Source organism: Streptomyces sp. NBC_01268 (assembly GCF_036240795.1).
Classification (GTDB): Bacteria; Actinomycetota; Actinomycetes; order Streptomycetales; family Streptomycetaceae; genus Streptomyces.
In genome coordinates this window covers 7,942,008-7,963,590 of sequence record NZ_CP108454.1, presented here as the reverse complement: position 1 = coordinate 7,963,590, position 21,583 = coordinate 7,942,008, and the positions used below count along the sequence as shown (strand labels likewise).

19 protein-coding genes are annotated in these 21,583 nt (G+C 73.9%); 10 read left to right on the top strand and 9 right to left on the bottom strand.

Annotated elements, in window-relative coordinates:
• Positions 1-133 precede the first annotated feature (133 nt).
• Together OG309_RS35605 and OG309_RS35600 are read left to right on the top strand one after the other, a co-directional pair.
• On the top strand, positions 134-1,054 hold the full coding sequence (locus tag OG309_RS35605; RefSeq protein WP_329427384.1) for a universal stress protein: 921 nt from the start codon (positions 134-136) through the stop codon (positions 1,052-1,054).
• 169 nt (positions 1,055-1,223) lie between these two features.
• On the top strand, positions 1,224-1,637 hold the full coding sequence (locus tag OG309_RS35600) for an STAS domain-containing protein (RefSeq protein ID WP_329427382.1): 414 nt from the start codon (positions 1,224-1,226) through the stop codon (positions 1,635-1,637).
• A 30-nt stretch (positions 1,638-1,667) separates the two neighbouring features.
• Here the strand turns inward: OG309_RS35600 and OG309_RS35595 are convergent, their stop codons facing one another.
• The 6 genes from OG309_RS35595 to OG309_RS35570 form a co-directional block, all read right to left on the bottom strand.
• Positions 1,668-2,393, bottom strand: coding sequence for a GNAT family N-acetyltransferase (locus tag OG309_RS35595; RefSeq protein WP_329427379.1), 726 nt, complete (start codon positions 2,391-2,393; stop codon positions 1,668-1,670).
• A gap of 274 nt (positions 2,394-2,667) precedes the next feature.
• Positions 2,668-3,360, bottom strand: a complete 693-nt coding sequence (locus OG309_RS35590; RefSeq protein ID WP_329427377.1) for a ribonuclease H family protein — start codon at positions 3,358-3,360, stop codon at positions 2,668-2,670.
• A gap of 29 nt (positions 3,361-3,389) precedes the next feature.
• The gene (locus OG309_RS35585) at positions 3,390-4,343 is read right to left on the bottom strand and encodes an adenosine kinase (RefSeq protein ID WP_329427375.1); all 954 of its coding nucleotides are present in this window, start codon (positions 4,341-4,343) and stop codon (positions 3,390-3,392) included.
• A gap of 117 nt (positions 4,344-4,460) precedes the next feature.
• A complete protein-coding gene (locus tag OG309_RS35580; RefSeq protein WP_329427373.1) occupies positions 4,461-5,777 on the bottom strand; it encodes a radical SAM protein in 1,317 nt (438 codons plus the stop codon).
• A gap of 231 nt (positions 5,778-6,008) precedes the next feature.
• On the bottom strand, positions 6,009-6,923 hold the full coding sequence (locus tag OG309_RS35575; RefSeq protein ID WP_329427372.1) for a phosphatase domain-containing protein: 915 nt from the start codon (positions 6,921-6,923) through the stop codon (positions 6,009-6,011).
• 2 nt (positions 6,924-6,925) lie between these two features.
• The gene (locus OG309_RS35570; protein ID WP_329427371.1) at positions 6,926-8,143 is read right to left on the bottom strand and encodes an RNA ligase; all 1,218 of its coding nucleotides are present in this window, start codon (positions 8,141-8,143) and stop codon (positions 6,926-6,928) included.
• A 438-nt stretch (positions 8,144-8,581) separates the two neighbouring features.
• On the opposite strand from OG309_RS35570, the gene OG309_RS35565 reads away from it, so the two are divergent.
• The 3 genes from OG309_RS35565 (at position 8,582) to OG309_RS35555 (ending at position 11,005) form a co-directional block, all read left to right on the top strand.
• Complete coding sequence (locus OG309_RS35565; protein WP_329427369.1) at positions 8,582-8,893, top strand: hypothetical protein; 312 nt, start codon at positions 8,582-8,584, stop codon at positions 8,891-8,893.
• A 59-nt stretch (positions 8,894-8,952) separates the two neighbouring features.
• Positions 8,953-9,627 carry a class I SAM-dependent methyltransferase gene (locus OG309_RS35560; protein ID WP_329427367.1) on the top strand — a complete coding sequence of 225 codons (675 nt, stop codon included), beginning with the start codon at positions 8,953-8,955 and terminating at the stop codon, positions 9,625-9,627.
• Positions 9,628-9,754: 127 nt separating this feature from the next.
• Positions 9,755-11,005, top strand: coding sequence for an amidohydrolase (locus OG309_RS35555; protein WP_329427365.1), 1,251 nt, complete (start codon positions 9,755-9,757; stop codon positions 11,003-11,005).
• Between the two features lie 82 nt (positions 11,006-11,087).
• On the opposite strand, the gene OG309_RS35550 is transcribed toward OG309_RS35555, so the two are convergent.
• A complete protein-coding gene (locus tag OG309_RS35550) occupies positions 11,088-13,124 on the bottom strand; it encodes a prolyl oligopeptidase family serine peptidase (RefSeq protein WP_329427363.1) in 2,037 nt (678 codons plus the stop codon).
• 60 nt (positions 13,125-13,184) lie between these two features.
• Positions 13,185-13,610, bottom strand: coding sequence for an ester cyclase (locus OG309_RS35545; RefSeq protein ID WP_329427361.1), 426 nt, complete (start codon positions 13,608-13,610; stop codon positions 13,185-13,187).
• A gap of 230 nt (positions 13,611-13,840) precedes the next feature.
• Here OG309_RS35545 and OG309_RS35540 point away from each other — a divergent pair, with 230 nt between their 5' ends.
• The 3 genes from OG309_RS35540 (at position 13,841) to OG309_RS35530 (ending at position 18,072) form a co-directional block, all read left to right on the top strand.
• Entirely contained in the window at positions 13,841-15,889 is a 2,049-nt protein-coding gene (locus tag OG309_RS35540) for a phosphocholine-specific phospholipase C (protein WP_329427360.1), read from the top strand.
• A gap of 313 nt (positions 15,890-16,202) precedes the next feature.
• A complete protein-coding gene (locus tag OG309_RS35535) occupies positions 16,203-17,570 on the top strand; it encodes an NAD(P)/FAD-dependent oxidoreductase (protein ID WP_329427358.1) in 1,368 nt (455 codons plus the stop codon).
• A 52-nt stretch (positions 17,571-17,622) separates the two neighbouring features.
• Complete coding sequence (locus OG309_RS35530; RefSeq protein WP_329427356.1) at positions 17,623-18,072, top strand: DUF523 domain-containing protein; 450 nt, start codon at positions 17,623-17,625, stop codon at positions 18,070-18,072.
• Positions 18,073-18,189: 117 nt separating this feature from the next.
• Here OG309_RS35530 and OG309_RS35525 read toward each other — a convergent pair whose 3' ends face one another.
• Positions 18,190-18,972, bottom strand: a complete 783-nt coding sequence (locus OG309_RS35525) for a L,D-transpeptidase family protein (protein WP_329427355.1) — start codon at positions 18,970-18,972, stop codon at positions 18,190-18,192.
• Between the two features lie 155 nt (positions 18,973-19,127).
• On the opposite strand from OG309_RS35525, the gene OG309_RS35520 reads away from it, so the two are divergent.
• Positions 19,128-19,646 carry a GNAT family N-acetyltransferase gene (locus OG309_RS35520; RefSeq protein WP_329427353.1) on the top strand — a complete coding sequence of 173 codons (519 nt, stop codon included), beginning with the start codon at positions 19,128-19,130 and terminating at the stop codon, positions 19,644-19,646.
• An 82-nt stretch (positions 19,647-19,728) separates the two neighbouring features.
• A complete protein-coding gene (locus OG309_RS35515; RefSeq protein ID WP_329427351.1) occupies positions 19,729-21,576 on the top strand; it encodes a hypothetical protein in 1,848 nt (615 codons plus the stop codon).
• The last annotated feature ends 7 nt before the right edge of the window (positions 21,577-21,583 follow it).

The following is a 21,583-nucleotide window of genomic DNA, read 5'->3' as shown; positions in this document are numbered from 1 at the left end:
GGACACGCGTGACACCCAGGGCGCGCGGGGCACGCGGGGCACCCGGGGCACCCGGGGCACGTGACGAACGGCGCAGGGCGCTTCCGGCGTGGCATCCGAATATGGTCGGATGATCCCGATATGAGTGCGAAGCATGACTGAGAAGACAGCTGTCGTGGTGGGCGTGGACGGTTCCGAGCACAGCCTGCGGGCACTCGAATGGGCCCTCGGCGTCGCGCATCACCTGGAGGCGCCGCTGACCGTCGCCCACGTCCGCTCCGACGCGCTCCAGCTCGGCAGCGCCCGGATCTCCTCCCTGGGCCCCGGCCCCACCATCCCCGACACCGTCCTCGACGCGCTCGCCGACCGCATCGGGCCGAAGGCCGAGGGGCTCGACGTGCGCTACGCCTCGCTCGACGGCTCCGTCATCGACGCGCTGACCGCGGCCGCGCGCGACGCCCGGCTGCTCGTGGTCGGCGCACGCGGGCGGGGCGGCTTCGCGAGCCTGCTGCTCGGGTCGACGAGCCGCAGCCTGGCCGCGTCGGCGCCCTGCCCGGTGGTGGTCGTCCCGCACGAGGCGCGGGCCGCGTCCCTGGAGGGCGGCGCCGGGGCGGGACGGGTGCTCCTCGGGCTGCACGTCGAGGAAACCCCGGACGAGGTCGTCGACTTCGCCTTCGAGGCGGCGCGGCGGCGCGGGGTGTCGCTGGAGGTGGTGACGGCCTATCCGGTGCCGCCCTCCCCCGCCCTGCTCATCGGCGCACCGGCGCCCGCCCTGCAGGTGCCCCCGCCGTTGCCCGACGAGGCCCCGGAGCTGGTCGAGTCGACCAGCCGCCACCAGGAGGAGCGGCTGCGCCCCTTCACCGCGCGGTATCCCGGGGTGAAGGTCGTCCGCACCGTCACGCCCGTGGACGCCGCCGGCCGGCTGGTGGAGGACTCCCAGGAGGCGGGTCTCGTGGTCGTCGGGCGGCACCGCCGGCACCGGGTCGAGACCCTGCTCGTCGGGTCCGTCGCGCACGCCGTGCTGCACCACGCGGCCTGCCCGGTCGCCGTCGTCCCGCCCGTGAAGCGGCCCTGACCGCTCAGACGGGCAGCGCCTCACGCCACCTGGCGCGCCACCGGAGCGCAAGCGGGCGTAAATGCGCCGAATTCACCTCTTCGGGTGATGGCGGATGTGGAGAAACGTGTCTGCCTCTGTAGTGACCGGGAACCTCGTCTCACGGGGGCCGATCCACTGGAGCGTGTCCATGCATCTGATCCGACGCCGCGAACCGCACCTCGCCGTCCGGTCGAGCGAGGGCCTGACCACCGTCGAGCTGTACGGCGAGCTCGACCTGGTGCTGGTGCAGCACGTCCGGCCGGAACTCGACGACCTCACCCGCGAGGCCGCCGCGTTCACGGTCGATCTGCGCCATCTCGACTTCTGCGACGCGTCGGGGCTCGGGCTCCTGGTGCGGTGTGCGCAGCGCGTACGGGGGCGCGGCGCGACCTGGTGCCTGGTGTGCGACCAGCCGGCGATCCTGCGCCTGATCCGGCTGGCCGGCCTCGACGACGTATTGCTCCCGGAGCCGTCCGCCCCGGAGCCCGGCGGTGGTGCGCCCTCGGGGCCGGCCCGGCCTCCGGCGCCCCGCGTGGGGCGCCCGGGCCGGCTGCGGGTCTGAGCCGCCGCCCTCGTGCGGTCCGCGGTCCCGCTACGCGGGCTGCAGCTCCCCGGCGCCCCCGTGTTCCCGGGTCTCGCCGGGGTAGGCGCGCCCGAGCACGCCCTGCGGGCGCAGGCCCGGCAGGCGGAGCTCGATGATGCCGCGCACGGCCGGCCACTCGTCGTCGAGGACGGAGTAGAACGCGGTGTCGCGGACGACCCCGTCCAGGCCGCGGGAGTGAGCCCGGCGCACACCCTCGCAGGTGGCGCCGAGGCGTTCGATCGCGGCCCGGGAGCGGCTGTTGCGGGCGTCGGCGCGCATCGAGAGGCGGCGTACGCCCCAGCTCTCGAACGCGTGACGCAGCATGAGGTACTTGGCCTCGGTGTTGACGCCGGTCCCGCGCGCCTCGGTGGAGATCCAGGTGTTGCCGATCTCCACCGCGTCGGGCACGGCCGTCAGGGGGTCGCCGTGGGGCGTGCCGGTGGTCGGCGGCCACACGAGGGGCCCGCGCCAGTAGTCGAGTTCCAGGAACCGGGTGGATCCGAGAACCCGGCCGTTGCGGGGATTGACCAGGGCGAAGGGCAACGCCCTGCCCGCCGCCTGATCGGCGAGCGCGCGGGCGATGTAGTCGCAGGAGGCGTCAAGGCCGTGGGGCACGGCGGTGTAGGCATAGGCCGCACGATCCAGTGCGCCCGCCCAGGCGATGCCCTCGGCGTGGCGCATGGCCAGCGGCTCCAGGCGCACGGTGCGCCCGGCAAGGACTACAGGTACTGGCACGGAACCTCGGGTCTTTCACGGGCAGGGGACATCCCACGCCGGATCACGGCGGGAATGACGGGGTGAGGTTCGCGCCGGATGCCGACCACTTCGCCTGATGGGCAAAACGGGCCATGAAACGGTTCGTCACCGGTGCGAGGAGGACAGTATGCAGCCCGCGGCGCGTCCTGAACAGAACCCCACACGAACCCGAGCGCACGGCTGGGTGAATGTCCGGTTCACCCCGATCCCTCACATGGCGCAAACCCCCCTCGGAGCCCCCTTCCGAGGGGCCCTAGGAAACCGCTTCCGCGCAGGTGGGATGGCCCCAGCCGTCGGGGTTCTTGGTGATCGTCTCGCCCTTGTCGTACGCCTTTCCGCAGCGGCAGCGACCGGGGAAGCGGGCCTTGAGCGTGGGGCTTCCGGAGGTACCCGCCTTGCGGGCTCCGCCCGCCGCCTTCGGGGCACGCTTCGCGGCCGCCGGGCGGGTGGATCCGGGCTCCGGCGGCGGCAGGGGCGAGCCGGCGGCGGAACCGGCGGGCTCCTGGGTGCGGGCGGTGTGGCTGGCGGCCCGGTCGGCGGCGTCGTTGAGGGGGTCGCCGTCGACCTGGTGGGCGGGGGTGTAGACGAACTCGACCCGCCGGTCGGCGAGCAGCTCGTCGATCCGCACCACGAGCTCCTTGTTGGCCACCGGGGTGCCGGCCGACGTCTTCCAGCCCTTGCGGCGCCAGCCCGGCAGCCAGGTGGTGACCGCCTTCATCGCGTACTGCGAGTCCATCCGCACCTCGGCGGGCACGGCGGGGTCGATGTGCTCAAGCAGCCTGAGCAGCGCGGTGAGTTCGGCGACGTTGTTGGTCGCCGTGCCGAGCGGTCCGGCCTCCCAGTGGGCGACCTCGCCGTCCCCGGCGCCGATGACCCAGGCCCAGGCCGCGGGTCCGGGATTGCCCTTGGACGCGCCGTCGCACGCCGCGATGATCTTCTCTGTCATCCTCCGATCCTGACATGTCCCCCGACAGGTCAGTGACCACCCGGTGCGGCGCGCAGCCGTGCCACCTCCGCCCTGAGCGCGTCCCGTCCGATGGCGTCGGTCCGGGTGGCCGGCACGGTGCAGGCGTACGCCCCGGCCACGGAGCCGTGCAGGGCGCACTCCCGTACGGGAGCCCCGGAAAGCCAGGCGGCCAGGAAGCCCGCGGCGAAGGCGTCGCCGGCGCCGTTGCTGTCGACGACGGGGGCGGGCGGGGTGACGGCGGGCACATGGACGAGTTCGGCGCCCGCACCGCTCAGGAGGTACGCGCCTTCCGCGCCGGCGGTGGCGACGACGACGGACGCGCGCCCGTGGGCGGCGATGCCGCGCATGGTGCGTTCCACGTCGTCCAGGGCGACGGTGGAGAGGAAGACGACGTCGGCGTCGTACGCGAAGGCCTCGTGGTAGGCGGAGGAGCCGTCCCAGTCGTGCAGGTCGGTCGAGAGGGTCAGCCCGGCGTCCCGCAGCGCGGGCAGGGCGTGGGCGCACGGCTGGGTCAGCGAGACATGGGCGTGCCCGCTGCGGGCGGCGAGCGCCTTCACCGTCTCCGGCGGCAGCCGGTCGTCGTCGTCGCCCCGGGTCGCGTCGTACAGCGAGAGCCTGCGTCCGTCCGGCCCGACGAGGTTGACCGCCCGCTTGGTCCCGGCGGGGTGCGGCACGTCGGTGAGCGGGATGCCCTGCTCCCGGTGGAACCCGCGCACGAGCTCGCCCTCGGGGTCGGCGCCGACCAGGTCGAGGTGGTGGGTCCGCAGCCCCAGCCGGTGCAGCCCGAGAGCGACGAAGTCGCCGGTCTGGCCGGCCCGGGTCTCGATGCCGGGCCGGATCATGTGGCTGTCGGCGAAGGGCAGGGGGAGTTCGGGCACGTACACGATGGTGTCGACGCCGGCACCACCGAGGACGAGGACGTCGATGTCGGTCTCGGCATCACTGGGGCTGTCGCTGCTCATGCGCGCAGTCAAACAGCGCCCGCCGAACCCCTGCAAGATCCTGCAAGAAATTCCGCAAGCCCGCCCCGGACCGTCCGCGTCCTGCGGCGCGGTCCGGGAGCGGTCGGGCGGTGCCCGTCAGTCGTTCGACGGGAGGCTGTCCATGAAGGAGCTCACGGAGAAGACGGCGCGGCCGGGGCCCGCCGGGCCGTAGCCGGGGGGCGAACTGAGGCCGTGCGACTCCATGGTCGCGCGGTAGGCCTCCAGGAGCCGGATGTGGTACTCCAGCGGGGCGCCCTCCGGGTTGGCCTTGCCGAGCGGGGTGGTGGGCTCGGGGCACCAGGTGGTGAAGCGGGGCGTGATGCCGCGCGACATGAAGTACTCCAGGCCCTCCGTGGTGGAGGCGATGGCCTCGTCGACCGTGGTGAAGCCGAAGGGCTCGGCCATCTCGACGCCGGCCACGAAGTTGGGGATGACGTTGCGCGGCCCGAAGACCTCCGCGGAGTCCAGGATCCGGCGGTGCCACTCGTCGCGGCCGACGTAGCGCTCCTTGCCGGGGCAGTACAGCTCGAAGAGGCGCCGGTCCCACACCTCGTAGTTGGGGTGGTAGATCTGGATGCCGTCGTCCTTGAAGCGCTGGACGTCGGCCTTGGGCAGCGCCTGGGCGACGACCTTGCCGATCCAGCGGCCGGGGAAGCGCTCCTCGATGGCCTGCGCGTACTGGCCGTAGAAGTCCGCCTCGTCCTTGCCGCCGACCTGGGAGGTGACCGCGCCGCCGGTCAGGGTGTACGCGGTCGAGGCGCCGGTCGTGTCGTACTTGTCGATGATCGCCAGTGCCTCCAGGACCTCCTCCACGTCCTTGACGCCGGTGTAGGGGCGTCCGGCCGCCTTGTGCTGGCGCCAGTTGTGGTTGATGTCGCAGTACTGGCACTCCTCCTTCGCGCCGAAGTACTGGCAGACGCGGAAGACGGTGAGGTAGATCAGGTAGCCCCACTGGATCGTGGGGGCCACCTCCATCACGGACTTCCCGCTGGCGAGGGTGTGCCGGTAGTACTCCGGCATGGGCGGCAGGCCGACGTCCGCGATGCGGCGCCCGTCGAGGTACAGCCCCAGCATGCCGTCCTCGCCCGCGGCGACGCGGTACGGCGAGGCCGGGTTGACGCGGACGGACACGACGGTGCGGCGCAGCTCGTACGGGCCGCCGGTGAGCACGATCTCCTCCGGCGGGCGGCGCAGGGCGGCCTCGCCGAGCTCCGGCAGGGTGCGGTGGTCGAAGGAGAAGATGAAGTACGACTTGGGCTTGACCTCGCCGGACGCATCGTTGGCGCTGTCCGTGAGGGCCGAGTCGTCGAAGGCGATGCCGCCGCGCAGCAGATCCTCCTTGATCACCGCCTCCCTGGGAACGTGGGGGAAGCGGTGCATGAGGTCTTCGACCTCGTCGGTGCGGCGGATCATGCGCGGTTACATCTCCTCGGTCGGGCGGGTCATCAGCCGTGGTGGGCCCCCGCCACCCTAGGACGGCGGAGGCCGGTGCGGCATCCGGCTACGGTCGCACCGGGCCTAGGTCGCGAGACCGAGGCCGGATACGACCGGGTGCCCAGGGCGGAACTGGGCCTTCCTCGGCCGGAACTCGGCCATCCCCGGCCGGAACTCTGCTATCCCGGGCCGGAACTCGGCCGTCCCGGGTCAGAAGTTGCCGTAGTTGACCTGCCAGGTGGGCAGGCCCATCCGGCGCCACACGGCGACCACCCGGTCCCGGTCGTCCAGCGACACGCGGACGGCGTAGCGGTGGCGCACGTGCGCGTCGAAGAGTTCGGCCTTGACGAGGTCGTCGGAGCGGCCGTCGTCGGAGGCACGCATCCACAGCTCGTCGTACGGCACCTCGTACCGCTCCAGCCAGGCCTCCGTCAGCGCCCGGTGGTCCTCACTGCGGCCGGAGAGCAGCACGATCCGGTCCCGGTGGGAGCGCTGGAAGGCGCGCAGGGCCTCGCGCACCGACTCGTTGAGCAGATCGAGGTCGCAGCGGCTGAAGTCGTAGGGGCCGCGGTCCCCGCGCAGCGCCAGGGTGCCGTCGATGTCGCACATGACGGCGGAGGGCAGTGCGGGGTCGGCGACGTACGGGGTGACGGCCGGCCGGTCGTTGAGCCAGGCCTCGGTGAGCCGCCAGCCGCCGCGGGTGGCCTTGGTGTGCTTGTCGGCCAGGATGCGGATGATCTCCTCGCCGACGGGCCGCTCGCGGGCGGCGTCGCGGCGGACGCACTCGTCGACGGGCACGTCGGTGAAGTCGTGCACCACGAAGGTGGCTTCGCGGCCCGCCACGGCGGCCTTGAGGCGCTTGGGGATGTGCGGGGTGAGGTGGGTGTTGTCGACGACCACGTCGAAGCCGTCGTCGACGGCGGCGCGGACGGCCGCGTCCTGGATCTCGAGGACGGTCTGCTCGTGGGCGTGCGAGCGGCGGTCGCCGCCCGGCACGTCGAGCATGCTGCGCAGGTCGTCGAGGTTGACCCGGCGCATCCGGCCCTCGGACCCCTCCTGCAGGGCGCGGGCGGCGGTCGTCTTGCCCGAGGCGGGCAGTCCGGTCATGACGTGGACCACGGGCACGGTCAGTTCTCCTCGTCGGTGGTGAAGGGGTCGGCGGTCTCGGGACGCAGGGACCGCCAGGTGAGCAGCTCGGTGGGGCGCCCGTCGAGGCGCAGGAAGAGGGCCGAGCGCAGGCTCGGGTCGGGCAGTTCCCTCGCCGCCCGGGCGAAGGCGCCCCGGTCGCCGCCGAGCGGGGCGAGCGCCGCGTACGCGGTGTCGATGGCGCGCTCGCGCTCGGCGAAGGCCTCCTCGAGTCCGGCGATGACGGACCGCACCCAGGTGTCGAACTCGTCCGGCACCTGCTCCAGGAGGGCGTCCAGCGGACGGCCGCCCTTGGCGCGGGCGTCGGAGAGCTCCGCCGGGGACAGGCCGAGTCCTTGGGCGAGGGCCTTGGCGGGGGCGTCGGCGAAGCGCTGGATGCCGTGGCCGCGCCAGATGTCCCGCTCGGTGACGCCGGTGAGGACCTTGTGGAGGCGCACGTACTCGGCGATCTTCGCCTTGGCGCGCACGCCGGAGGCGAAGCGCAGCACGAAGCCCTCGGCGTCGGTGCCGGTCGCGGGGGCGCCGTCGGGCAGGGTGCTCGACTCCGTCAGCTTGACGAGGGCGTCGAGCGGCATGGGCGGGTGGACCGTGACGACGGAGCCGACGCCCGTCCAGTGGGCCGCGGCCTCGGTGAGGGCGATCTCGGTGCCGTCCGGGCCGAACGCGGCGAGCAGGACGAGGTCCCGGCGGTCGCCGTAGTCGACGACGATCCGGTTCTGCGGGTACAGGATCTCGGCGAGGTACGTCACACCGGGCACCAGGGCCGAGGTGTCGGCGGCGTCGAGGCGGCGCTGCGCCCAGGTGGCCTGGGTGCTGATGAAGGAGCCCTTGGAGGCGACCCGCCAGCGGCCCGCGTAGTGGAAGAGGACGCCGAGGCTGCCGTCGACCTTCTCGTACACCTCGAACGGCTCGTCGGGCAGCGTGGGCGCGTAGGGGCGGCCGGACTCGTGTTCGGAGACGTTGAAGAACTTCGGCAGGGGCAGGGCCACGATCCGGCCGGTGCTGTCGTCGGCGACGAGGCCGCGGCAGCGGACGGTGACCTCGTTCCACACGCCTTCGTACTGACAGGCCCGCGTGTACGTGTAGATGGACAGCGGCAGCTCGGGGTGCGACTTGCGGGTCACATGCCCGGCTTCGACGGCTGCCGCCAGCTCCTGCGCCGGCAGCAGCGCGTCGAGAGTCAGGTAGGCCTGGCTCATGGGTTCCCTCCCGGTTTCAAGGGGGCCCATTCTTCCGGTCGGTGAGCCGCACTGACCAGCTGATTTATGATCGCCGCCCAGCACGGCGGTCGTCCGTGGCGGTGGCCCGGCCGGGGATGACCTCGGCGTGCCGACGCCCCGGCCCGCGCGTGGGCTGCGGACGGGCGGGACGACGGCCCGCCGCCGGCCGGCCCGCCTCAGGGAATCGCGCCTCCTGTACCTGACGGAGACGGGCCTGCCGATCCGGACGCACAAGAGGGTCGGGTTCACGGCCGAGGGATGAACCCGTGCCCCCGAGCGCGGGCCCGGCCCCGTAGACTCGCCGTCTTGTGGCCGCCCTCGGGGCCCCGGCACCGCCCGGCCGGCCACACGTGTACCTCCCCGCACGACTCCCCAGCACGCCCGAGAACGCCCGAGAACACCGAGGATGCGAACCCGATGAATCACGCGGACACCACCGCCCCCATCTACTCCGAGCTGATACGCGAGCAGGGGGACGTGCCCGGTGACGCGCGCCGGACCGCCGAAGAGGTGCTGCGCGACCTCAGCCGTGTGATCCAGATGCCGCCGGCCGGGATGCCGCCGGCCGGAATGGCACCGGCCGGGATGGCCCCCGCGGGAATGGCCCAGGCCCGTGGCCCGATGCAGCAGCCCATGCACCAGCTGCCCCCGGGTGTCCAGCAGCTCCCGCCGGGCGTGCCGCAGCTCCCGCAGGGCGTGCAGCAGCCGATGCAGCACCCCATGCAGTAGTAGCGGCGATCACAGCAGGCGCAGCAGCCAGGGACCGTACGACGGAGGGGGCCGGAGCGGTGACGGGGACGGACAGGGCGGCGGGGGCGGGGCGGCCCGGCCATGAGCGGGTGCGGCGCAGCTACGACACGGTGGCCGGCGAGTACCTCGCGCGCATCGGCGACGAGCTCGACGGCAAGCCGCTCGACCGGGCGCTGATCGGCGCGGTCGTGGAGCAGGCGGGCGACGGGGCGGTGGTCGCCGACCTCGGCTGCGGGCCGGGGCACGTGGCCGCCTGGATGGCCGGTCTCGGCAGGGCCGGGCGCGTGGTGGGCGTGGACCTGTCCCCCGCCATGGTGGCCCTGGGCCGCGAGCGGCACCCCGAGGTCGAGTTCCGTGAGGGCGACCTGCTGCGGCTGCCGGCGGGCGACGGCGAGTTCGACGCGGCCGTCGCCCTCTACTCGCTGATCCACCTCGCGCCCGGGGAGCTGGCCCCCGCCCTCGCCGAGATCCGGCGGACGCTGCGGCCCGGCGGCCTGCTCCTGGTCTCCTTCCACATCGGCACCGAGGTGCGGACCCTGACCGAGTGGTGGGGTCACGACGTGGACGTCGACTTCCACTTCCTGCGGCCGGCCGACGTCGCCGAGGCGCTGCGCGGGGCCGGTTTCCGCATCGAGGCCGAGCTGGAGCGGGGCCCGTACCCGCACGAGGCCGAGACCCGGCGTTGCTGTCTGCTGGCGCGTCGCGAGGACTGACGCCCCGGGGCCTTCCCGATCCCACGCTCCGCGGCCGACGGCCCGGCGGGCACATCTTGGTATACAAAACCGTGGTATACCAAACGGCGTCCCCCCGTTCCGCCGCAGCAGCCCAGGAGACCTCGCCGTGTCCTCACCCGAGTCCGTCCCGTCCGCCGCGTCCAGCGCTCCCTCCGCCCCCTCCTCGGTCTCGGCGACGGTCTACCGGGACGTCCGCCCGTTCGGCGGGGCCGTGGCCGAACTGGTGGCCGTGGACGGGGTCCTGGTCGACGCCGTACCGGACGGCGCGGCGGTCGAGGTGGTCGAGGGTGGCGGCAGGATGGCGCTGCCCACCCTGGTCGACGCGCACATCCACCCGGACAAGACCTCCTGGGGCGAGCCCTGGCACAGCCGCCGGGCGGCGGCGGGGATCGGGGAGTACGTCGAGGGGGACGTGGAGCTCGCCCGGGCGATGCCCACGCCGGTCGGCGAGCGGGCGCTGCGGCTGATGTCGCACGCGGCGGCGCAGGGCACCCGGGCGATGCGGGCGCACGCGGACGTCGCGCCCGCGTTCGGGCTCTCGGGCCTGGAGGGGCTGGCCGAGGCACGGGAGAAGCTGCGCGGGATCGTGGACGTCGAGCTGGTCGCGTTCCCGCAGCACGGGGTCGTCCGGGCCCCCGGTGTCACCGAACTCCTGGAGGAGGCGGCCACGAGCGGCCTGATCACGCATGTCGGCGGGATCGACCCGGCCGGATTCGACGCCGAGCGCGGCGCGGCCGACGGCGAGCAGCTCGGGACGGTGTTCGCACTGGCCGAGCGCCACGGCCTCGGGCTCGACATCCATCTGCACGACCGGGGCGAGACCGGCCTCGCGCCACTGCGGGACATCGCCGCCAGGACCCGGGCCCTCGGGCTCCAGGGCCGGGTGACCGTCTCGCACGCCTTCGCCGTCGCCCAGCTGTCCGGGCACGAGCTCGACGCGATGGCGGACGTGCTGTCGGGGGCCGGGGTCGCGCTCACCACGGTCGCCCTGTCGGCCACCACGATCCTGCCGTTCCGGCGCCTGGCCGAGCGCGGGGTGCGGGTCGGGCTGGGTTCGGACGGCGTACGGGACAGCTGGAGCCCGTTCGGCAACGCGGACATGCTGCACCGGGCCTGGCTGGCCGGCTGGGCGCTGCGCGCGCGGCTCGACGAGGAGCTGGCGGCCTGCTTCGAGCTCGCCGCCCACGGGGGCGCCGAGCTCCTGGGCCTGGACCGGGCCGACCTGCGCCCGGGTGCGCCCGCCGACTTCATGCTGGTCGACGGCGAGTGCGTACCGCAGGCCGTGGTCGACGTGCCGCGCCGCGACCTGGTGGTCCGGGCGGGGCGGATCGTGGCCCGCGGCGGCGCCCTGGTCTGAGGCTCCCGCGTGCCCCGGCGGGCGCGCCACCGGGGCTCCCGGCCTCAGCGGGCGGGAGGCCGCCTCGGGGGTCCGGCGGCTCTCAGGAGCCGAGGGTCCGCCACAGGAAGGTGTGCTCCAGGGCGCTGTTGTGGGCGGTCTGCTCGTGGTCGGTGGCGCCCGCATGGCCGCCGGCGAGGGTCTCGTGGAGCAGCACCCGGTGCCCGAGCTCCCGCAGCCGGGCGGCGGCCTTGCGGGCGTGCCCGGGGTGGACGCGGTCGTCGCGGGTCGAGGTGGTGAGCAGGACCGGCGGGTAGGGCCGGCCGGCTTCGAGGTGGTGGTACGGGGAGAGCGCGGCCAGGTGCGGCCGGTCGGCCGGGTCGTCGGGGTCGCCGTACTCCGCGGTCCAGCTGGCACCGGCCAGCAGCATGTGGAAGCGGAGCATGTCGAGCAGCGGGACGTGGCCGACGATCGCTCCGAACAGTTCGGGGCTGCGGACCAGCATCGCGCCCATGAGCAGGCCGCCGTTGCTGCCGCCGGTGATGCCGAGCCGGTCGGGGGTCGTGATGCCGCGCGCGACCAGGTCGCGGGCGACGGCCTCGAAGTCCTCGTAGGCGCGGGGCCGGTCGGCCTTGAGGGCGCTGCGGTGCCAGCGCGGGCCGTACTCGCCGCCGCCGCGGATGCCCGCGACCACGTAGGTACCGCCGCGGGCGAGCCAGGCACGGCCGCGCACGGAGTCGTAGGAGGGGGTCAGGGAGATCTCGAAGCCGCCGTAGCCGGTGAGGAGGGTGGGGCCGGGGAGCTCCTGGTGGCGGCCGACGACGGTGTACGGGACGTGGGTGCCGTCGGCGGAGACCGCGAAGTACTGCCGGGCGTCGAGGCCGGTCGCGTCGAAGCGCGCCGGGGCCTGCTTGATCCGCTCGCCCGGGCCGCCGATCTCGCCGCGGTGCAGGGAGGGCGGGATGAGGTGGCCGGTGACGGAGAGGAAGTACTCGTCGCCGGAGTCGGGGTCGGTGTCGGTGAGGGCGGCCGAGGCCAGCGGCGGGATGTCGGCCAGCTCCTGGCGCTTCCAGTCGCCCGGACCCGTGGGCGGGGTGAGGACGTGCATCCGGCTGGCGACGTCCTGGAGGGTCTCGACGACCAGGTGGTTGCGGGTCCAGGAGTGGCCCGCGAGAGCGGTGCGCTCGTCGGGCGTGAACAGGACCTCGGGCTCGTGCCGTCCGGCGAGGAAGGCGTCCAGGCGGAAGGCGAGTAGGGCGCCCGCGGGCTGTCCGAGCCAGGGTGCCTTGGGGGTGACGAGGAGCCAGTCGCGGTGGACGGAGCTGTCGGCGTCGTCGGGGACCTCGATGCGGCGCAGTGCGCCGTCCTCGGTGACGAGGTGGGTCTCCTGGTGCCAGAAGTCCCGGTAGCGGGCGACGAAGTCGCGCTCGTACCCCTCGGTCGGGTCGTGCCAGGCGGACACCGCGAGGTCGGACTCGGCGCCCTCGTAGACGGGTGCCGCCGCGTCGAGCGGGGTGCCGCGGCGCCAGCGGCGCACGGTGCGCGGGTAGCCGGAGGCGGTCATGGAGCCGGGGCCGTGGTCGGTGCCGACGTAGACGTGGTCCTCGTCGATCCAGCCGATGTCGGTCTTGGCCTCGGGCAGCCGGAAGCCGTCCTCGACGAAGGCCCGCTCCTCCAGGTCGTACTCCCGCACCACGACGGCGTCGCCGCCGCCGCGCGCCAGGCTCACGAGGGCGCGCCGGAAGGCGGGCCGCAGCACCTGCGCCCCGGCCCAGGTCCAGTCCTCGCCCTCGGCGGCGGCCACCGCGTCGAGGTCGAGCAGGACGTCCCAGCGGGGCTCGTCGGTGCGGTAGTCGTCCAGGGTGGTGCGGCGCCACACGCCGCGGGTGTGCTCGGCGCTCTGCCAGAAGTTGTAGAGGTGCTCGCCGCGCCGGCGGGTGTACGGGATGCGGTCGGGCGCGTCGAGCACCTCGCGCAGCTCGGCGACGAGCGCGCCGAAGGCGTCGCCGTCGGCGTCGGCGAGCTCGGCCTTCGTCTCGGCGTTCCGCTCCCGCACCCAGGCGAGCGCCCGCTCGCCCTCGACCTCCTCCAGCCACAGGTAGGGGTCGGTGCTGCCGGTGTCCGCGCTCGTCTCGGTCATGCCGACGATTGTGTACCACGCGACCGGCCCCGCGCCGCTCCGCCCCGGGATCGGCCCTGGTCAGTCCTCCGACAGCAGTCCGAGCTGGTCCAGGAACTCCATCTGGTCGAAGTAGAGCCGGTAGCTCTGGATCCGGCCGTCCTTCACCTGTGCCAGGTCGATCCCGCGGATGTTGACGGTCCTGCCCGTCGCGGGCAGCGTCTCGCCGTCGGGCAGGGGGATCGGGCCGGTGTTCTTGCCGGTGAAGATCCCCTCGTCCACCGCGGTGTCGTCGATCTCGAAGCGGTTCCGGTAGGTGAACGTCGCATCGGGTATCGACGTGGTCATCGTGCGCCAGTACTCGACGATGGCGTCACGTCCCTCGATCTCGCCCCCGTCGGGTGTGAGGGCGACGGCGTCCTCGGCCAGCAGGTCGGCGATCGCCTTGAGGTCCGCATGGGTCACCGCCTCGGTGAAACGGTCCATGACGTCACGTGCCTCGCCCATGATCCACCTCCGTGGTGGTCCGGATCCGGGTGCGTCCCGTGTTCTCATTCTCCCACCGCATCGCATTGGTTCGAATCCGGACCAATCCCCGAGCCCCGTCACCCCAACACCTGAGCGTCCTCCGTAAGTTAACCAATCGATTACTGCACGGCCGTATACCTTTGGGGCTCCGTCCTCCATCCTGTCCTCGGCGTGCCACCGGGGCAGCCATGTGACATGAGGGGCGGGGCATGCTTCCCATCAGCCGCAGAGGGTTCGTCGGGATCGGGGCGGGGCTCGCCGCCGGGGCGGCGTTGCCGGCCGGACGGGCCGCGGCCGCAGCCGGGGAGGCCGTCTCGGCCGCCGCGGCCGGGGCCACGGGGACCATCACCGACGTCAAGCACGTGGTGATCCTCATGCAGGAGAACCGCAGCTTCGACCACTACTTCGGGCGGCTGCGCGGCGTGCGCGGCTTCGGCGACCGGGCCGCGGGGAACATACCGGGCGGCTGGGGCACCTTCAACCAGCCCAACTGGGGCGGCCGGCAGTACCCGTGGAAGCTCAGCTCCACGCCCCCGGCCGGTGGCGTGGACGGCGAGACCCTGGCCCAGTGCAACGGCGACCTCCCGCACAGCTGGAGCTCGCAGCACGCCGCCTGGAACAAGGGGCGCATGGACAACTGGGTCACGGGCGTCGGCAACACCCGCACCCTGGGCCACCTGGACCGCGGCGACATCCCGTTCCACTACGCGCTGGCCGACTCGTACACGATCTGCGACGCCTACTTCTGCTCGACGCTGAGCGCCACCGGCCCCAACCGCACCTTCCTGTGGAGCGGCAAGGTCGACGGCTCCAGCAAGGACGGCGGCGACGAGTCCGGGCTGACCTGGGAGACGTACGCGGAGGCCCTCCAGCGCGCCGGGATGAGCTGGAAGGTCTACCAGAACGCCCAGGACAACTACGGCGACAACGGGCTCGCGTACTTCAAGAAGTTCACCGACGCCAAGCCCGGCGACCCGCTGTACGACCGGGGCATGGGCTCGGTGCCCAAGGTCACCGGCTCGACCCCCGACGACATCGCCGCCGCGATCCGCGCGGACGTCGTCGCCGGCACGCTGCCCCAGGTCTCCTGGGTGGTCGCCAACGAGGCGTTCTCCGAGCACCCCTACGCCCCGCCCGGCGACGGCGCGCACTTCGTGGACCTGGTGTACCGCGCGCTCTCCGCGAACCCCGAGGTCTTCGACTCGACCGTGCTGTTCCTCAACTACGACGAGAACGACGGCTTCTTCGACCACGTCCCGCCGCCGGTCGCGCCGCCCGGCACCGCCGGCGAGTACCTCGACGGGCTGCCGATCGGCCTCGGTTTCCGCGTCCCGATGATCGTCATGTCGCCGTGGACCCGCGGCGGCTGGGTCAGCTCCGAGGTCTTCGACCACACCTCCGTGCTGCGCTTCATGGAGACCTGGACGGCCGCCCTCGGCACGCCTGCCACCTGCCCCAACATCAGCGCCTGGCGGCGGAAGGTGGTGGGCGACCTGACCGGCGTCTTCGACTTCTCCCGGCCGGTGTACGGCGTCCCGGCGAACCTGCCGTCCACCGCCAAGGTCATCGGCCAGTCCACCTGCGGCCCGCTGCCCAACCCGGCCCCCCAGGACAACGCCCTGCCCCCGCAGGAGACGGGCACGCGCCCCGCGCGCTCCGTCCCGTACCAGGTGAACGGCAACCTGGACCGCTTCGAGTTCGGCGCCGCAGGGAAGATCCTCGCCTGGTTCTCCATGACCAACCAGGGCGCCGAGGCGCGCCGCCCCGCGCACTTCTCGATCCACCCGCACCAGCACCGGGACACCGCCGCCTGGCAGTACACGGTCGACCCGGGCGGCACCGCCACCGACTACTTCAACATCGGGCTCGGCTCGGGCTCGGGGAAGTACGACATCTCGATGATGGGCCCCAACCGCTTCCTGCGCCGCTTCATCGGCGACGCCTCCAAGGCGGGCAAGGACATCGAGGTGGCGGCCCGGTTCGCGACGGAGTCCGGCACCGGCAAGACCGCGATCTGGTTCAAGATGACCAACGCCTCGGCGTCCGCGGTCACCTTCACCGTCCGCCCCAACGCGTACCGCACGGACGGCCCCTGGACGTACACCGTCCCGGCGAACTCCTCCCGCGAGGACTACTTCAACGCCGTGGCGTACAGCGACGGCTGGTACGACTTCACGATCCTGGCCGACTCCGACGGCACCTGGTCGCGGCGGTACACCGGCCACATCGAGACGGGGGCGCCCAGCGTCACCGGCTGACGGCCCGACGACGGTCCGGGCTCCGGTGCCGGAGCCCGGAGACCGTGAGGAGGGCGGCGGCGCAGCCGCCGGGCAGGGTGAGTCAGGGGTTGTCCGCCGCGCCGCGAAGAACGGCCACCCGGTACCCCACCGCCCCAGCCCGGGCGGCCCGCACCCTCAGCCGCACCGGTGCCTTCAGCCTCCCGGCGCCGCCTCGTTCATCACATATTCCTCACCCGTTCAGCGGATATGAATGGTTTCAGGATGGTGTGCACGGTTAGTCAGCCTTCAAGGGCCGTCGACGGCCAGGAACGTGGAAGGGCGGGCTGACACCGTGTCTCGACCGAGGATCCTCGTGGTGGGCGCCGGTTTCGCAGGGGTCGGGTGCGTGCGGCGCCTGGAACGGCGGCTGACCCCCCGGGAGGCGACGATCTCGCTTCTGTCGCCCTTCTCGTACCAGCTGTACCTGCCGCTGCTTCCGCAGGTCGCCTCCGGCGTGCTGACCCCGCAGTCGGTGGCGCTGTCGCTGCGCCGCAGCGAGCGGCACCGCACCCGCATCATCCCGGGCGGCGCGATCGGCGTGGACACGGCCGCCAAGGTCTGCGTCGTGCGCACCATCTCGGGCGAGCTGCTGACCGAGCCGTACGACCAACTGGTCCTCGCCCCGGGCAGCGTCACCCGCACCTTCGACATCCCCGGGCTCGCCGAGCACGCCCGGGGCATGAAGACGCTCGCCGAGGCGGCGTACATCCGCGACCACGTGATCGCCCAGCTCGACCTCGCCGACGCCAGCCAGGACGAGGCCGAGCGGACGGCGAGGCTGCAGTTCGTGGTGGTCGGCGGCGGCTACGCGGGGACGGAGACGGCGGCCTGCCTCCAGCTCCTCACCCGCACCGCCGTCAAGCGCTATCCGCGCCTCGACCCGAAGCTCATCAAGTGGCACCTGGTCGACATCGCGCCCACGCTCATGCCCGAGCTCGGCCCCAAACTGGGCGGAGCCGCCCTGGAAGTGCTGCGCAAGCGCGGGATCGAGGTGTCCCTCGGGGTGTCGGTGGCCTCCGTCGACGACGAGAACGTGACCCTCACCGACGGGCGGGTGCTGCCCTGCCGCACCCTGATCTGGACGGCGGGCGTGGCCGCCAGCCCGCTCATCGGCACGCTGGGCGCCGAGACGATGCGCGGCCGGCTGGTCGTCGGCTCGGACATGTCGGTGCCCGGCCTGGACGGGGTGTGGGCCCTGGGTGACGCGGCTGCGGTGCCGGACCTCGCCAAGGGCGAGGCCGACGCGATCTGCCCGCCCACCGCCCAGCACGCGATGCGCCAGGGCAAGGCGCTCGCCGACAACCTCGTGGCGACCCTGCGGGGCGATCAGACCCACCCGTACGTCCACAAGGACCTGGGCCTGGTGGTGGACCTGGGCGGCCTGGACGGGGTGTCCAAGCCCCTCGGCGTCGAGCTGCACGGCATGCCGGCCCAGGCGGTGGCCCGCGCTTACCACTGGGCGGCGCTGCGGACGAACGTGGCGAAGACCCGGGTGATGACCAACTGGCTGCTGAACGCGGTGGCGGGCGACGACTTCGTCCGCACCGGCTTCCTGGCCTCGAAGTCCGGCACCCTGCGGGACTTCGAGTACACGGACGCCTACCTCACCCCGGAGCAGGTCCGCTCGCACACGGCGTCGCTGCGGGCCGCCGGTTCCTGAGCCGGCTCACGGGCCCGCTCCGCCTGCACGTGGGTTTCGCTAGCCTGGCCGGATGGATTCCGTACTGGTCAGCGCCTGTCTGCGGGGCGTGCCGTGCCGCTACGACGCGCGCGACAAGCCGTCCGCCGGGCTCGACGCCCGGCTCGCGGGCCGCGTCACGGTCCCCTTCTGCCCGGAGAGCGCGGGCGGACTGCCGACCCCGCGCAGGCCCGCCGAGCTGGTGGGCGGCGACGGGCACGACGTCCTGGACGGCACGGCGCAGGTCGTCGACGACCTGGGCCAGGACGTGACGGCGGAGTTCCTCGCCGGAGCCCGCCTCGCGCTCGCCCGGGCCCGGTCGGCGGGCTGCGCCGAGGCGGTGCTGATGCCGCGCAGTCCCTCCTGCGGGCGGGGCCTGGTGTACGACGGGACGTTCGGCGGCGGTCTCGTGCCCGGCGACGGGGTCACGGCGGCGCTCCTGGAGCGCCACGGCATCACCGTGACGCCCGCGCCCGGGGTCTGACACCACGTCGCACGGCCCCGCCCGTGCCTCGGCTCCCGACGGCGGCGGCCCCGCCGGGACTGGGGCCATTCGCGGAATGCGGCCCCGCTCGGGATGCGGCCCCACCCGGGCTGCGGCTCAGAGGGCGAGTTCGCCCGCCGGGCCCATGACGACCACGGGCTCGCGGGCCGGGTCGAGGGCGCGGAGCAGCTCCGTCATGTTCTCCCGGCGCAACGAGACGCAGGCCTGGGTGGGGCCGCCGTGGTCGACGTGGATCCAGACGCCGCCGCCCTTCTCGGGCCCCAGCGGGCGTTCCTTGTTCAGCGGGGTCGTCCCGGCGACGCGGTTGTAGTCGATGGCGACGACGTAGTCGAAGGAGCCCTCCAGGGGCTCGCCGAGGAAGCCGGTGCCCGACACCGAGAACTCCTCGTCCTGGTCGTACGGGATCCGCGCGCCCGGGTCGGGGAGGCGCCCGCCCGCGTCGCCGATCCGGAAGACCCCGATGGGCGAGCGCAGGTCGCCGGCCTCGTGGGCGTCGGTCCAGCCGCGCAGGGCGTTGTGGCCGCTCCAGGGCCCGGCGGCGCGGTGCCATCGGCCGGCCCGGTCCCGCTCGTGGAGAACGGCGGTCACCACGTTGCCGTCGGCGCTCTCGCCGCTCACCACGAGCGCCTGGGTGGTGCCGTCGGGGATGCGGGTGTGCGTGGTCGGGCCGATGCCGGGGATGCGCTCGGGCGTGCGGCGCTCCTGTCGCGGGGCGCGGCTCGCCGCCGCCGGACCCGCTCCCCCGTCCCTCCCGTCGTGCACGTCCCGGGCGGAGGGCGGCGCGGGGGCCGGGGAGCGGCCGGCGGTGCAGCCGGTCAGCAGCAGGGCCGCGGACAGGGCACAGGTCAGCACCGTTGCGGTGCCCTTGCGGACGGGCATGGATCGGCCACCTCCGAGGCTCGGGGCAATGCGGGGATCCGTACCCGGTCGGCTGCGGGCCTGTCGCGCGTCCCCGCCTCCTCACCCGTCCGGGCCACGGGGCGAAGGAAGGGAAAGGAGTTGACGGGGCCGAACCCGCACGCTTTCCTGCGGCAATGAACGATCTTCGTATCGAGACGGCCGGCCCCGTGGATCCCGCCGGCTCCGCCGCCGGGCTCGCGCTCCTGGAGGACTGGCGGCTGATCCACAACGCGATCATCCCCACCGCCCCGCTCTCCCCCGAGGACGTCCGCGAGCGCGCGGGCCGCAACCGGCTCGACGTCGCGTACGCGGACGGGGTCGCCGTCGGCTGTTCCACGGTGCGTCCGCCCGACGAGGAGACCCCGGCCGCCACGGTCATCGCCCGCGTGCTGCCCGGACACCGTGGCCGGGGATACGGGACGGCGCTGTACGCGCACGGTCTCGCCCACGCCCGCACGCTGAGCGACGAGGGCGTGGAGACGGTGGTGCTCGCCAGCAACACGGAGGGACTGCGTTTCGCGCTGGCCCGCGGGTTCGTGGAGACCGAGCGCTACGTCCTGCCGGGGGACACGGTGCCGTTCGTGACGCTGCGACTGGCCGATGACGCCGACGGCACCACCGGCCCCACCGGCCCCACCGCTCCCACCGAGTAGGGCCGCAAAGCGCTGGACGGGTCGACCCCCGGTGCGGCAGCATCGGGGGCATGATCGACGGAATCGAGTACACCTCCGCCCGGTGAGCGCCCTGGACGAGCGCCGCCCGCTCACCTCCCGGCCCTCCCCGCCCTCTCTCCACTCCTATGCCCGTGCCCGGCTCGACGCCGAGCCGGACGGACGATGGCCCGAAGGCTGCTATCCGCCTCCGGAGCGCGCCCTCCCTCCGGACGACGCCGGAGCCTCGGACCGCGCCGCCCCGCTTCGGCACCGCGAGGCCGTCGCCGCCGTCCAGGAAGCCCTGGGCCCGCTCCTCGGCTCGCCGGGCCCGGCCCCGGGCGACGACCTGGGCACCACCGCCGGGCTCGTACGGCACCGCCTCGCCGGACTGCCCGTCACGGGCCGGTCGGTGGCGGCCGCCGTCGCCGACCTGCCGCTGCCCGACGAACCGGCCGCCCGCGCGCTCGGACGCCATCTGGTCCGTACGGCGCCGGACCTGGCTTCCGCCCACGTCGGCGTCGCGCTGCTGCAACGGGTCGGGGAGCCCGCCGACGTGCCGTCTCTGCGCGTTCTGGGCCTGGTGAGGGGTCTCACCCGGGGCGCGGTGCGCGCCCTGGAGCGGTTGGACGCCCGGGCCGCGGCCCTGCTCCACCTCACCTGCCACACCGAACGGCCCGGCCTACGGGTCCTCGCGGACGCGTGCGCGTCCGGCGACCCACGGGCCGCGGCGGCCGCGCTGATCGACGACCCGCTCGGCATCGACGCCGTCTCCCCCACCCAGGCCCGGCTGCTCGCCGAGGCCGCGGATCTGGCCGGGCTGCTGCGCGGCGGGCGGGTCGATCCCCGGCTGTCGGTGCAGGCGGGGCGGCTGCTCGTCCGGATGGCGAGCCAACGGGACTACCGGACAGAGCTGCTCCGCTACCGCGACGCGGTGGAGGTCTTCGACACCGTGGTCCGGCGGGCCTGCGGGCTGCCGCCGACGGTCGAGCGCGCGGCGGTACTGCTGTCGCTCGCCCTGGACCTGGACAGCGGGCCCTCCCACCTGCTGCCCTGGCGGGCGGGGCAGCGCGAGCAGCTCCTGGACGCGCTGGGGGCGTTGCTCACCTCGCCCGAGTGGGCCGCCCTCCCGGACCGGGCCGACGGCTCCGCGCCGCCCGGGGAGCGGCACCGGGCGGCGTGGCTGCGCGGTGCGGCGGAGCGCCTGCCCGCCCCGCGGCAGGCACCGCCGGGGCGGCTGCGGATCGAGGTGGTCGCGCACGACCCCGTCGACCGGGAGCCGGTCGAGACCAGGTTCCTGATCGACGGGCGTCCCCTCGTGCCGGAGGTGTTCGGGCGCGGCCCGGGCCACTCCCCCGAGTACCTCCTCGACAGCGGCGACCTGGCCGCGACCGAGGAGCCCCGCGAGGTGCAGCTCGCGGAGGCCTGGTGCAGCGAGGGCTGCTGCGGGGCGCTGGGGGTGACCGTCGTGCGGGAGGGCGGCGAGGTGGTGTGGCGCGACTGGAGGCTCCCGGCCCGGCTGCCCGACGGTTCCCCCGCGCCCTCGCTGCCCGCGTACCGCTTCGACGCCGCCGCGTACGACGCGGAGCTCGCCCGCGCGGTGCGTGAGGACGGCTGGTCGTGGCCGGCCAGGGACACGGGGCGGCTGCTCTCCTCCGGGCTGCGCGCGCGGCCGGAGCTGCTGGCCCGCTGGGACGCGCGGCCGCTCCACGCCGGGGTCGACACCCGCGACCCGTACACGACGGTGCTGTGGTTCCTGTACCGGCCGGGGATCTTCGAGGGCGAGGACGACGAGCGGGGGCCGTGGCTCCCGTTCGTCTGGCGGCTGCCCGACGACGGCGCCGAGCCGCACGAGCGGGCGGCGGCGGCACTGCGTCGGCTCGCCGAGGAGGACCCGCGGGGGTACGCCGAGTGTCGCGGGGGCGGTCGCTAGCGGCGGG

Excerpts from the sequence above, each read along its gene's own strand:
- OG309_RS35550 (WP_329427363.1), bottom strand. The coding sequence starts at position 13,124 with ATGACCGAGACGAGCGCGGACACCGGCAGCACCGACCCCTACCTGTGG.
- OG309_RS35590 (WP_329427377.1), bottom strand. The coding sequence starts at position 3,360 with ATGACAGAGAAGATCATCGCGGCGTGCGACGGCGCGTCCAAGGGCAAT.
- OG309_RS35565 (WP_329427369.1), top strand. The coding sequence starts at position 8,582 with ATGAATCACGCGGACACCACCGCCCCCATCTACTCCGAGCTGATACGC.
- OG309_RS35570 (WP_329427371.1), bottom strand. The coding sequence starts at position 8,143 with ATGAGCCAGGCCTACCTGACTCTCGACGCGCTGCTGCCGGCGCAGGAG.
- OG309_RS35580 (WP_329427373.1), bottom strand. The coding sequence starts at position 5,777 with ATGATCCGCCGCACCGACGAGGTCGAAGACCTCATGCACCGCTTCCCC.
- OG309_RS35520 (WP_329427353.1), top strand. The coding sequence starts at position 19,128 with ATGAACGATCTTCGTATCGAGACGGCCGGCCCCGTGGATCCCGCCGGC.
- OG309_RS35530 (WP_329427356.1), top strand. The coding sequence starts at position 17,623 with ATGGATTCCGTACTGGTCAGCGCCTGTCTGCGGGGCGTGCCGTGCCGC.
- OG309_RS35545 (WP_329427361.1), bottom strand. The coding sequence starts at position 13,610 with ATGGGCGAGGCACGTGACGTCATGGACCGTTTCACCGAGGCGGTGACC.
- OG309_RS35585 (WP_329427375.1), bottom strand. The coding sequence starts at position 4,343 with ATGAGCAGCGACAGCCCCAGTGATGCCGAGACCGACATCGACGTCCTC.
- OG309_RS35540 (WP_329427360.1), top strand. The coding sequence starts at position 13,841 with ATGCTTCCCATCAGCCGCAGAGGGTTCGTCGGGATCGGGGCGGGGCTC.
- OG309_RS35600 (WP_329427382.1), top strand. The coding sequence starts at position 1,224 with ATGCATCTGATCCGACGCCGCGAACCGCACCTCGCCGTCCGGTCGAGC.
- OG309_RS35605 (WP_329427384.1), top strand. The coding sequence starts at position 134 with ATGACTGAGAAGACAGCTGTCGTGGTGGGCGTGGACGGTTCCGAGCAC.
- OG309_RS35525 (WP_329427355.1), bottom strand. The coding sequence starts at position 18,972 with ATGCCCGTCCGCAAGGGCACCGCAACGGTGCTGACCTGTGCCCTGTCC.